Here is a 12,847-nt window from a genome sequence, read left to right on the forward strand (position 1 = left end):
ATGAATCAAATTGACCACAGTTAGAAAATCCAGACTAATCAAGATTCCATAAATGGCAGCTCTTCATCTGTGTTCAAGTATCCAATTAATTGTTTGATTTTTGTATCCTTCCCTTGTAACCAATCCTTAAAAGACAGAATGAATGGCTCTCTATCGCTGCCAACAGCGAACCATACTGCTAGTTCCTTTGGAAGGTAGGCAGAAGTATGCAACGTACCAGCCCATTGTGTGTATTTTTCCGAAAAAATCCCTTTCGCTTTATCGTTGAACAACCGAAAAGCTTCATAGGGAGAAGTCAGCCTGCCCTTTTCTTCTACTAATAACTTTTTTCTTCGTCTTGAATCATCTAAATGGTAACGGTTTTCCTCTTGTAAAATGTCAAAATGATTTGTGCTCAATGGCTCATCTTTGACAACGACTCCCCTTGGCGTAGCTTCGACGACTTTCGCCTTTCCGAATCGATCGAACACAACATAATTAAAGGAATGCCGGTGAGGAACCCGTTTTAACATATCGGCAGCTTCTTCGCTGTTTTTGCAGGTTTCCAATACCATTCGAGTAATCGCATTGCAGATAAAGCCGTCCCCTGGTTTCCTACGGTGGACAAAATTATAGCCGATAATTAATCCGTGTTCGTTCATCCCGTCAGACCTGCCGGTGATTCGTTGACTAGGACCAATCGTCGCGTAGCCGTGCTGGGGTTGAAATAAAACGAATCGACCTTCATACGTCTTTGGATGATAATCATAGTTACGCACCAGATAATCACGTCCGGTCAAAATCGAACAACCAGAAGGGTGCCACTCCTGCTGGTATCCACTGTAATTCCGTACCGTCTCCTCCAACGAGAGCTTGAGACCTTCCGAAAGCCCTTCAAGTTCTTCCCATAAATGAGGCATGTATGCTTTGATGGTCTTCTCGGCTTTATTAGCGTCGACAACATATCTTGGTCTTTTCCTAGGTTGGTTGACACGTTGGTAATTCTTTTCCAAAGCGGAATCCTTAAGTCTTTTACCTTGTTCAAAACCAAACTGAGCATGGCTTCCTCTGAATTCTAAAAAGCTTGTGGTGACTTTTTTCATGTGTATTTCCTTTTTAATGATTGATTTTTAGTTCTACCCTACTTCAAATAGTCGCCATCAGCGCAAAGCATATCTTTTACATTCTAGTCTAATTCTCTGATTAACTGGTTGGATATATAACGGATTAAGTCTCCCCTGCTGATTACTCCGACCACTCTGCCGGCATCGTTGACTACTGGTATTTTCTTAAAACCATGCTCTGCAAGAATTTCAAGTGCCTTTTCGAGATTATCAGTCGGTTTTACCGTGTAAAGCTTTTGTTTTCTCATCATGTCCTCTACCGGTAGATGAATCGAGCTTTTCAATTTATCCTTCAGATCCTGACGCTCACTCACAAGGACAAGGGTGTAAATATCGTATATAGTTCTTCCCTGCGGCTGTAAAAACCGGATAACATCTCCATCGCTGATCATCCCTTGCAGCACTCCCTGTTTATCAACGACAGGAACACCGCCGATTTTGTTTGCGACGAGGATTTCTAATAAATCCTTAATCGTGACATGCTCTTCAATTTGCACAACATCTCTGATCATAAACTCGCTAATTTTCATTTTAACACCTCGAAGTTTTTATTTATAATTAGTACCTTTTTATCGATTTGTGTTTCAACTAGGAGAGGACAACGTTTCCCTGCTCTCTTATAGCGTATCACGGAAGTAGGACAGTTGGAATAATATTGCTTTTACTCAGCTGATCAGAAAGCACTTTTCCTTTCATCCTATATCGCAGATACCGCTGATAAACTTAACTCGTTGATGTATAATGTATAATGTAAGCACTTACATTTAGGGAGGGCGGTTGAGTTGATAAATTCGACACAGGCGGCATGGGAACCATCCAAGGACATTCTGCAAAATTCTCGGTTAGGGAGCTGGATGCGGAAACTTGGTTTTTCCAATTATGATTCTTTTTATCAAGAATCTATTAAAAAAATTGATTGGTTTTGGCAGGAGGCTGTACAAGAACTGGATATTTCCTGGTTTTCCAGTCCCCACACCACCCTTGATCTATCCAGAGGGGTCCAGTATCCCGAGTGGTTTGTGGGAGGAAAAATAAATGTTGCCTATAATGCAGTGGAAAAATGGGCGGATAACCCATCGACCCGCCACCGAACTGCACTCATTTGGGAAGGGGACGGACAGGAAAAAAAGGTTTACACATTCGAGCAGTTAAATACGGCAGCAAATGCAGCTGCGAACGGATTCAAGCAACTAGGGGTAAAGCGTGGAGACGTCATTTTTTTATATATGCCGATGATCCCGGAAACGGTAATTGCTATGCTGGCCATTTCAAAAATAGGGGCAGTGTTTACACCTGCATTTTCCGGTTACAAGGCAGATGCCGTATCGGCCAGGCTCGAAGCTTCGGAGGCAAAATTTTTAATAACAGCAGATGGGTATTACCGCCGCGGGAAAATAGTCAATATGAAACAAGAAGCAGATAAAGCAGCCGGCCAATCCCATTCACTAGAAAAAGTGATAGTCGTGGAAAGAATTGGAGGGATCGGATCATGGTCAAGCAGAGATGTGGCGTGGAAAACGATTACGAAAAACAGCAGCGATTTCAAAGCTGTAGAAACTGACAGTTCAGAGCCTTTCATGATCATTTATACTTCTGGTACTACCGGGAAGCCGAAAGGAACGGTACATACCCATGCAGGATTTCCGATTAAAGCGGCATTCGACGCTGGTATTTGCATGGATGTCAGACCAGATGATAAATTATTTTGGCTTACCGATATGGGATGGATGATGGGTCCGTTTTTAGTATATGGGGGGTTGCTAAACAGAGCTGCTATCGTCTTATTTGAAGGTACACCAGATTATCCTGGGCCGGATCGGCTCTGGCAGTTGACGGACGAACTCCAACTAACCCATTTAGGTATTTCTCCTACCCTAATCCGAAGCTTGATGCAACACGGTACGAAACCAATGGAAACGTATGTACTAAGCAGTCTGCGGTTATTCGCTTCCACAGGCGAACCTTGGAACGAAAAACCATGGCACTGGCTTTTCGAGAAAGTCGGCAATAGTAAAATCCCTATTTTCAATTATTCTGGCGGAACAGAGACTTCTGGAGGTATCTTTGGAAATGTATTGGTAAAGCCGATTCAACCTGCTAATTTCAATGCAGCACTCCCCGGAATGGCCGCAAATGTCTTCAATCAAGAGGGGCAGCCAATTACCGGAGAAGTCGGGGAGCTTGTGATACAACAGCCATGGGTGGGAATGACAAAGGGATTTTATAAGGATACCGATCATCGGTATGAGAATACGTACTGGCATCGTTGGAAAGATACGTGGGTTCACGGAGACTGGGTTATCAAAGATAGTGATGGCTACTTCACCATTACAGGACGCTCTGATGATACATTGAACATAGCCGGAAAAAGGATTGGGCCAACAGAAATCGAATCTTGTTTAGTAAGTCACCCAGCTGTTGCAGAAGCTGGAGTGATTGGCTTGCCTGATGAGCTGAAAGGGGAAATAGCTGCTGCCTTTGCAGTACTCGATAGTAGCTATGAATCAACCGAACAGAAAAAAGAGGAAATACTCACTTATATGAGGAGCCGTTTAGGTAAGGCACTAGCTCCCAACCAGCTGTATTTCCTATCTGATTTACCAAAAACAAGGAATGCCAAAGTGATGAGACGTGCTTTAAAGACCGTTTTCCTCGGTGAATCCCAGGGTGATTTAAGCGCTCTGGTCAACCCGGAAATCCTTGAAGAAATAACAGCCCTTCGAGAAAAATAGGCAGGAAAACGAGGATGGTCTTCCCTCCTTGATAAACATAGCCGAATAAAAACCATTTTCGTATAAAAAAGGCAGTCCCTATTGGGACTGCCTTTCCCCTCTTTTATCAAACTGGATAAACGCCGTGTTTTCTTTCCGTAAATTGTACGGATTTGTTTTTGTAAAAAGCAAATCTAGAGATTAGTTCCCTTCTTAATTTCTCTGGTTCAATTACAGCATCAACAACCAATTCCGATGCCAGCCGATATATATCGATATTGGCCTTATACTCCTCCTGTTTCGCACGAATGAATTCGGCTTTGTCTTCTGCTGGAAGCTCTGCAATCTTGTTGGCATAGACGGCGTTGACAGCAGCTTCTGGTCCCATAACTGCAATTTGCGCACCAGGCAATGCAAGTGTGCAATCCGGCTCAAATGCAGGACCGGCCATGGCGTACAAACCCGCACCGTACGCTTTTCGAACGACAACCGAAATTTTGGGCACTGTCGCTTCGCTCATTGCAGCGAGCATTTTGGCACCATGTCTAATTATACCTGCCCTCTCCACCTTGGTCCCGATCATAAAACCTGGTATATCGGCTAAAAACAACAAAGGAATATGGAAGGCATCACAGAGTTGAATGAATTTGGCCGCTTTGTCTGCAGAATCAGGAAATAACACGCCGCCTTTGCTTTTCGGCTGATTGGCGATTACGCCGACTGCTTCACCGTCCAAACGGGCGAAACCGGTTATTAATTCTGGTGCAAACAGCCGCTTAATTTCACAAAATGAAGCTTCGTCAATGATATGATTGATTAACTCATACATATCAAATGGGGCGTTTTGATTTTCAGGTATCAGCTCACCGATCGTTTTTTCGCCTGTTTTCGGAGGAAGCGCCGATGTACGGGGCGGCCTCCCCTGATAATTATCCGGAAAATACTGAAGATATTTACGGGCAAATTCAATCGCTTCCTTTTCTGATGCAGCTAATACATCACCGCAACCTGACACGGAACAGTGCATCGCAGCTCCACCCATTTCTTCCAGCGTAACTTTTTCCCCGATCACTTTTTCAGCCATACGAGGAGAGCCGAGATACATAGAAGCATTCCCGTCCACCATGACAACAATATCACAAAAAGCTGGTATGTATGCTCCCCCTGCTGCCGAAGGACCGAATAGTAAACAAACCTGAGGCACCCTTCCGGAAAGTTTGATTTGATTGTGAAAAATTCTCCCTGCTCCTCGTCTGCCGGGAAACATTTCGATTTGATCCGTTATTCTGGCACCGGCAGAGTCAACTAAATAAAGCATTGGCACATTTAATTTAGCAGCGGTTTCTTGTATTCTGATAATTTTTTCGACGGTCTTTGCCCCCCAAGATCCCGCTTTGACAGTAGAATCGTTAGCCATGACACATACTGTTTTCCCGTGGATTTTACCGATACCAGTCACTACTCCATCGGCAGGAAGCGTTGGATCGAGACAATTGGCAAACAAGCCGTCTTCCAATTCAACATCATCATCAAACAGTTCCTTCAAACGATCTCTCACAAATAGCTTCCCTTTTTCCAGGTTTCTTTCATGGTACTTTTCTGCGCCGCCTTTTTTAATGCGATCTTGGTGTGAGGATTTTTCTTCTGCTCTGTCTATTTGCATGGTCATTCCTCCAGTTCCTCTATTCTCCAATGAATACAGCAGTCCGCTTCTCTTTAAAAGCTTGGAGTCCTTCCAATCGATCTTTTGTATTGATCGTTTGCTGGTAGCATTGTTTCTCAAATGCGAGCCCTTCCGAAAGTTCCATATCGATTCCTTTACTAATGGCCAGTTTGGCCTGCCTTAAAGCAACAGGGGCATTTTTAGCAATTTCCTCCGCTAAAGATTCTGCCTTTTCCATTAATTCCTCCGAATCATGGACGTATTCGACCAATCCTATTTGTTCAGCTTTTTCAGCGTCTACAGGACTGGCAGTAAATATCATTTCTTTTGCTTTGGACAGTCCTACTTGACGGCTTAGCCTCTGTGTTCCACCTGCTCCAGGAATGATACCCAGAGAAGTTTCGGTTAAAGCCAATTTACTATGTGAAGCAGAAATTCTTAAATCACATGCAAGTGCGAGTTCTAATCCACCACCAAAGGCGGCTCCGTTTATCGCCGCAATTGTCGGCATTGGCAATTCACTGACTCTTTGCAGCGTGCTGCCGATGTATTGGACTGCTTCTCTTGTTTGCTGTTCTGTCATTTTGCTTCTTTCTTTCAAGTCGGCTCCTGCACAGAATACTTTATGCCCAGCACCGGTAATCACCAAGCACCGCAATAGTGGATCACTCTCCAACTGTGTTAACCGATCATTAAATTGACGGAGCAGTTCCATTGAAAAAGCATTAGCAGCACCTGGCCTGTTAAGTATCAGTACCGCAATATGATCATTCCGTTTGTGAAAGCCTATCAATTCACCTGACAAACCGGTCCCCCCCTTGTCTGGAATGTTGCAGTTGTCTTTGGTGACTTGGCAAAAGCTTGCCAAGCCGTTTTTCAATGAAATCCGCCGCATTATTTAGTACGGATTGGTCAATGCCGGTTTCCACTCCCATTTCCTCAAGCATAAATACCAAATCATCCGTGGCTAAATTTCCAGATGCACCTTTAGCATAAGGACAACCGCCCAATCCACCTAAGGAAGCATCGAATGTTGTCACTCCGTGTTGCAAGGCGGACCAAACATTTGCCAAGGCCATCCCTCTTGTATTATGGAAATGTAAGGCGACAGAACCTTCTTTGAAACGGGGAAGCAGCCTTGTGAGCATTTCATTTACCTGCAGTGGATTGGCAATTCCGATTGTATCGCCCAATGATAGTTCATCGATTCCCATAGAAAACAACCGATCGCAGATTTTCATCACTTTATCTATGGCCACCGCTCCTTCATAAGGACAGCCGAAAACTGTCGACAGATACGCACGGACTGTTTTCCCTTCAGATTTCGCCGTTTCCACCACACCTTGTAAAACTGGAAATGTATCCTCAATGGTTTTATTAATGTTTTTCCGGTTATGGCTTTCACTTGCTGACATAAATACAGCCACTTCATCGATTCCCGCCATTAAAGCTCGTTCCAATCCTCTTTGATTGGGAACCAAAGCCGCATAGGTAACATCAGGATGTCGTCGGATTCCTTCAGCAACATCTTGCGCATCACTTAACTGAGGAATCCAATCTGGGTGAACAAAAGAGGTCATCTCAATATAAGACAGCCCGGTAGAGGACAATGCGTCAATCCAGCTGATCTTATCTTCTGAAGGTAAAATCAGCTTTTCATTTTGCAGGCCGTCACGTGGTCCGACTTCTTTCACATTTATTTTCTTAGGTATTTCACTCATCGTCCCACCTCCCTGGCTATTCCGTTACTCGATAATGGCGATTGTATCTCCCTCATCGACAAAGTCTCCCTCTGTCACTTTCCATTCTTTTAGAACGCCATCTGAAGAGCTTGTAATAGGGATTTCCATTTTCATCGATTCCAAAATGGCGATATCCTCTCCAGATTTGATTGTTTTCCCTTTTTCAGCGATAATTTTCCATACACTTCCGGCCATCGTTGCTTTAACTTCTGTCATTTGCTTTTCTCCTTTTCCTTTTGATTGCGGATACCCTTGAGGTAATAGTCTTCAATGAAACTTGTCAGGGTGTTACTTTTTTCGAATTGCTCATGACTAACAATTTCTTTCAGCATCGGTATATTGGTTTTTATCCCGTCTACATGATAGTGATCCAATGCTCCCTTCAATAATTGGATAGCTTCTTTTCTAGACGCTGCTGAGACAACGAGTTTTCCGATCATAGGGTCATAATACGGAGTCACTTCAGCATTTTCTCTCACAGCTAATTCATGCCTGATTCCTTTTCCTTCTGGCAATTTCAAGCTGGTAATTCTGCCAGGAGACGGATAAAATGTGTACGGATCCTCAGCATAGATTCTCGTCTCGATGGCATGACCATTTATTTTCAGGTTGTCCTGCTTGATTCCGAGTCTATGCCCTGCCGCAATCTTAATCTGTTCTTCGACAATATCGACCCCTGTTATTTCTTCTGTAACCGGGTGTTCTACCTGAAGACGTGTATTCATTTCCAGAAAATAAAAATTTTGTTCTTCATCCATTAAAAACTCAATGGTCCCCGCGTTTTCATAGCCAATTGCACGTGCAGCTTTTACTGCCGTCATTCCTAATTTCTTGCGTAAATCTGGCTGAACCGTTCCCGATGGAGCTTCTTCAATCACTTTCTGATGACGGCGTTGAATGGAACACTCCCGTTCAAATAAATGAACAACATTTCCATATGAATCTGCAAGAAGCTGGACTTCTATATGTCTCGCCCTGGATATGACTTTCTCTATGAACATCGTGCCATCTCCGAACAGCATGGCAGCACGTTTACTTGTATCAGGAAACCTTTCCTTTAATGTTTTTTGATTTTCTGCAAGCACCATACCGATTCCACCGCCGCCTGCTGAAGCTTTAATCATCACTGGATAACCGATTTTTTCAGCAATTGCAGCAGCTTCCTCAACATCGGCAACGGGATCGCTGCTTCCCGGCACAATCGGAATACCAGCATCCTTCATCGTTTGTCTTGCCATCACCTTGCTGCCCATTTTCTCAATTGCAGCAGGTTTTGGACCGATAAAAGTCAGACTTTCCAATTCACATGCTTCGGCAAAAGAGGCTTGCTCACTCAATAATCCATAACCAGGATGCACAGCATCGGCGCCTGAACGTTTTGCCGCTTCTATTACATTCTCTATATTCATATAGCTTTTACTTACGGGAGCCGGTCCGATATGATAACTCTCATCAGCCAAATCGACAAACTTTGCTTGCCTGTCGGCATCCGAATATACGGCTACTGTTTTTATTCCTAACTTTTTACAGGATCTGATGATTCTTGCAGCAATTTCTCCACGGTTTGCAATCAATATTTTTTCGAACATGTTTGCCCTCCCGATTATCGATTTACTCAACAACCCAACTGACGCGCGATAACAAGGCGCTGTATCTCCGATGTTCCTTCCCCGATTTCCATCAGTTTTGCATCCCGAAGATAACGTTCTACCTGGTACTCCTGCATATAACCATAACCACCGAGTATTTGTATTGCCTGGTTCGCTGCACGTGTGGCAGTTTCACTAGCAAACAATTTGGCAAAAGCTGCTTCTTTCGCAAAAGAACGGTTTTGATCTTTCAGCCATGCCGCTTTTCGTACCATCCCTCTAGCCAGTTCTATTTCCATCGCCATGTCTGCTAACTTGAATTGAATTGCCTGAAAAGCAGCAATCGGCTTTCCGAACTGTTTTCGTTGTTTAGCATAATCCAAAGCTTTATCAAGGGCTGCCTGGGCAATTCCCAACGACAAAGCTGCAATTGAAATTCTCCCGCCATCTAATGTGTATAAGAACTGTTTGAATCCTTTTTGCGGATCGCCCAATAAATGATCAGCAGGCACTTCCACATCCTCTAATATGATCGCTGCTGTATTGGAACCGCGAACACCGAGCTTTTGATAATTACTCGTGATGGTAACTCCAGGAGAGTCCGCCGGAACGATGAAAGCAGAGATAATATTTTTATCCTTTTTGTCCTTACCTGTTACTGCTGTCACGATAATGGTACTAGCATAAGAAGCATTAGTAATAAAGCATTTTTCTCCATTGATGACAAAGCTGTCGCCTTTAGAAACCGCAGTAGTTTGGGTTCCACCTGCGTCAGATCCAGCGTTTGGCTCAGTCAAGCCGAAAGAGCCGAGTTTTTTCCCCATCGCCAAAGGGGTTAAGTATTTTTCTTTCTGCTCTTCCGTCCCAAAATAAAAAATGGGACTTGCACCAAGTGACACTGCTGCTGCGTAACTCAACCCTGTACTGCCGCAAACCCGTCCAATTTCCTCTACTGCGAGTGTATAAGTTACAGTGTCCCCCCCGACTCCTCCATACTTTTCCGGAAAAGGGATTCCCATGAGCCCAAGTTTGCCTAACTCTTCAAATATATCCTCTGGAAAAACAGCAGAGGTATCGATTTCTTCTGCGCGAGGAGCGATGACAGACTGCGCAAAGTCCCGGACCATTTTTTGCGTCATTTGTTGTTCCTCTGTTAGATCAAAATCCATCCAGTTTCCCCCTTTTTTTAAAATCTGCGTTTTGCCTCGAAATTTGTAAGCGCTTTCTAATGGAGTTAAAAAAAATGTTGGTAAGGTATTAAGCTTGATTTGTCTAAGGTGAGATAAAGAGAAGTGGAATTGCTGCTGAATCGGTACATAAAGAGAAGGAGTATCTAATCCTCCTCATAGTTAGCATTTTATCATAAATCAGTAAAAAAACAATTAACATTTATACGAATATTAAGATACTAAGAGAGACTGCCTCACAAGACCAAAATACTTTAAAGGCAGCCTCCCTAACACTTTTCAAATTCATTCCTTTTAAAAGGTTGGTTCTATACTTATGTGAGTTAATGTAAGAAAACCAGCGAAACCTTTTTAATGAGTTTATTTTCTTGTAGTATCAATAGGCATATATTACGATTCGTTTTCCTCTAAAAATGGCTGTTCATAATTCGTCGCCGGCCATACTTCTACAACTTCCCCTTTTTCGTCGGAATCAACGACATAGGATCCGTTGCTGTATCGGTCGCTTTTTGGTAGATCGAGCGGCAATACAGACTGGATTGATCCATTCGCAGTCTTAAACTGGAGGACTTCATTATCATGGACAAGATAAAAACCTGTAATACGATGTGGTTTCCGTTTTAATTCCCGCAACATAACCGATCCTCTTTTTGCTCGACTTGACGGCTCAAATTCCGACAATTTCATTCGTTTACAAGCGCCCCTTTGGGTCAATAAAACAATGTTGGGATCGGAATTCGGTGCAAACACTTCACCACCGACAACCATTTCTCCATCCTTCAATTGAATTGCCTTAACACCCGCAGCGCGCTGTCCTACCGGTGAGACCTCTTGTTCTTCAAACCAGAGGCCATAGCCCTTATCTGAAGCAACAAAAATATTTGCATTTCCATCCGTAAGATGGACGCTCTGTACCAAATCTTCTCCTTTAAGGTTGACAGCTACAAGAGCCTTGGAATAGCGTTGTGCCTCGTATAATTTCAACTCACTTCGCTTGACCATTCCGTTTTTCGTGAAAAATACGAGATATTGACTGGTATTGAACTCCCGTATAGGTATTGCCTTAACTAGTGTTTCATCTTTTTGAATAGATACTATATTGGAAATATGCTGGCCGAGATCTTTCCACCGGATATCTGGCAATTCATGAACCGGCAAATACAAATACCTTCCTTTATTTGTAAACACCAGTAACTTGTCCGTCGTGTTAATTTCCTGTAAAGCGATCAGATGATCTTCCTCTTTAATCGCCAGATCCTCTCCATTCGAGGCAGCATAAGACCGGAGGCTTGTTCGTTTGATATAACCGTCCTTAGTGACGGAAACGAGCACATCCTCGCTTGCTACCATCACTTCCAAATTAATCTTTAACTCTTCAATTTCTTGTTGAATAACGGTTCGTCTCTGTTCTGTATACTTCTTTTTTAAGCTTTTTAAATCATCTTTGATGACTTTTAGAAGCTTCTTTTCGTTCCCAAGGATTTCTTCCAATTCTTTAATCCTGGCTCTCAGTTCATCTGCTTCCTTCTCCAAAGATGTGATATCTGTATTGGTAAGCCGGTAAAGCTGGAGGTTCACGATTGCTTCTGCCTGTGCTTCAGAAAAATCATATGCTTGCTTTATACGTGCTTTGGCGTCCTGCTTGTCTTTAGAGGCCCGAATCGTGGCAATCAACTCATCAAGAATGGATATTGCTTTGATTAAGCCTTCGACAATGTGCGATCGTTCGTTGGCTTTTCGCAAGTCAAACTGTGCCTGCCTGGTCACCACATCTTTTTGATGATCGATATAAGCATCCAGCATCATTTGCAGATTTAACTGTTTTGGTGTTTTATCCTTGATCGCCACCATATTGAAATGGTAAGAAATTTGCAAATCTGTGTTTTTATATAAATAGTGCAGGATTCCTTCACTATCTGCATCCTTTTTCAACTCGACCACAATCCGAAGGCCGGTTCGGTCCGTTTCATCCCGGACTTCGGCAATCCCTTCGACTTTTTTGTCGATTCGCAGTTCATCCATCCGTTTAACCAGGCTTGCTTTGTTTACTTCGTATGGTATCTCATCGATGACTATTTGTTCCCGGCTGGTCCGAAGTTTTTCGACAGTTGCCCGGCCGCGAACGATAACTTTTCCTTTACCTGTTTCATAGGCCTTCTTCAATCCCTCTACACCCTGAATAATTCCACCTGTTGGAAAATCTGGTCCTTTGATTACTTGCATCAATTCATCCAAAGTGACAGAAGGTTTGTCAATTTTCCGGATGACAGCATCAATTATTTCTCCGAGGTTGTGCGGAGGTATCTCGGTAGCATAACCGGATGAAATACCAGTAGAGCCATTGACAAGCAAGTTCGGGAACTTTGCCGGAAGGACAACCGGTTCGTTTATGGTATCGTCGAAATTCGGGACAAACTCGACAGTCTCTTTTTCTATATCCCTAATTAATTCCGATGCGATGCTGGAAAGCCGTGCTTCTGTATAACGCATAGCCGCCGGCGGATCGCCATCGACACTGCCATTGTTTCCGTGCATTTCCACAAGCACGTTGCGTACCTTCCATTCCTGACTTAACCTTACCATTGCTTCATAAACAGAACTATCTCCGTGTGGATGATAATTACCGATTACAGTCCCTACAGTTTTCGCAGACTTACGGAACGGTTTGTCATGGGTATTTCTTTCTTCGTGCATGGCATAAAGTATTCTTCGTTGTACTGGTTTCAGTCCATCCCTGGCGTCAGGAAGTGCCCGGTCTTGGATGATGTACTTACTGTACCTTCCAAAACGGTCACCGATGACGTCTTCCAAGGGTAAATCTAAATATTGTTCTGTTTCAGCCAAGTAGGCTC

At 43.4% G+C, this 12,847-nt stretch carries 10 protein-coding genes; 1 reads left to right on the forward strand and 9 read right to left on the reverse strand.

Annotated features, from left to right (window positions below; all coding sequences use genetic code 11):
• Window positions 1–38: 38 nt before the first annotated feature.
• Both BLR82_RS01540 and BLR82_RS01545 read right to left on the reverse strand, forming a co-directional pair.
• Complete coding sequence (locus tag BLR82_RS01540) at window positions 39–1,082, reverse strand: C45 family autoproteolytic acyltransferase/hydrolase (RefSeq protein ID WP_074597257.1); 1,044 nt, start codon at window positions 1,080–1,082, stop codon at window positions 39–41.
• 83 nt (window positions 1,083–1,165) lie between these two features.
• Complete coding sequence (locus BLR82_RS01545; protein ID WP_074597258.1) at window positions 1,166–1,633, reverse strand: CBS domain-containing protein; 468 nt, start codon at window positions 1,631–1,633, stop codon at window positions 1,166–1,168.
• Between the two features lie 252 nt (window positions 1,634–1,885).
• Here BLR82_RS01545 and BLR82_RS01550 point away from each other — a divergent pair, with 252 nt between their 5' ends.
• Complete coding sequence (locus BLR82_RS01550) at window positions 1,886–3,835, forward strand: AMP-binding protein (protein WP_342720989.1); 1,950 nt, start codon at window positions 1,886–1,888, stop codon at window positions 3,833–3,835.
• Window positions 3,836–3,941: 106 nt separating this feature from the next.
• On the opposite strand, the gene BLR82_RS01555 is transcribed toward BLR82_RS01550, so the two are convergent.
• From BLR82_RS01555 to parC, 7 genes are all read right to left on the reverse strand, one after another.
• Complete coding sequence (locus tag BLR82_RS01555) at window positions 3,942–5,483, reverse strand: acyl-CoA carboxylase subunit beta (RefSeq protein ID WP_074597259.1); 1,542 nt, start codon at window positions 5,481–5,483, stop codon at window positions 3,942–3,944.
• Between the two features lie 13 nt (window positions 5,484–5,496).
• A complete protein-coding gene (locus tag BLR82_RS01560) occupies window positions 5,497–6,282 on the reverse strand; it encodes an enoyl-CoA hydratase-related protein (RefSeq protein ID WP_245693625.1) in 786 nt (261 codons plus the stop codon).
• Entirely contained in the window at window positions 6,272–7,198 is a 927-nt protein-coding gene (locus BLR82_RS01565) for a hydroxymethylglutaryl-CoA lyase (RefSeq protein ID WP_074597260.1), read from the reverse strand. Before BLR82_RS01565 ends, BLR82_RS01560 begins: the two co-directional genes overlap by 11 nt.
• Before the next feature lie 24 nt (window positions 7,199–7,222).
• The gene (locus BLR82_RS01570; RefSeq protein ID WP_074597261.1) at window positions 7,223–7,435 is read right to left on the reverse strand and encodes an acetyl-CoA carboxylase biotin carboxyl carrier protein subunit; all 213 of its coding nucleotides are present in this window, start codon (window positions 7,433–7,435) and stop codon (window positions 7,223–7,225) included.
• A complete protein-coding gene (locus BLR82_RS01575) occupies window positions 7,432–8,808 on the reverse strand; it encodes an acetyl-CoA carboxylase biotin carboxylase subunit (RefSeq protein ID WP_074597262.1) in 1,377 nt (458 codons plus the stop codon). The genes BLR82_RS01570 and BLR82_RS01575 overlap by 4 nt, the downstream gene beginning before the upstream one ends.
• A 26-nt stretch (window positions 8,809–8,834) precedes the next feature.
• A complete protein-coding gene (locus BLR82_RS01580) occupies window positions 8,835–9,977 on the reverse strand; it encodes an acyl-CoA dehydrogenase family protein (protein ID WP_074597263.1) in 1,143 nt (380 codons plus the stop codon).
• A 408-nt stretch (window positions 9,978–10,385) separates the two neighbouring features.
• Window positions 10,386–12,839, reverse strand: coding sequence for a DNA topoisomerase IV subunit A (parC, locus tag BLR82_RS01585; protein ID WP_074597264.1), 2,454 nt, complete (start codon window positions 12,837–12,839; stop codon window positions 10,386–10,388).
• Window positions 12,840–12,847: the final 8 nt, after the last annotated feature.

The sequence above is a fragment of the Sediminibacillus halophilus genome, assembly GCF_900103695.1.
GTDB lineage: Bacteria > Bacillota > Bacilli > Bacillales > Amphibacillaceae > Sediminibacillus > Sediminibacillus halophilus.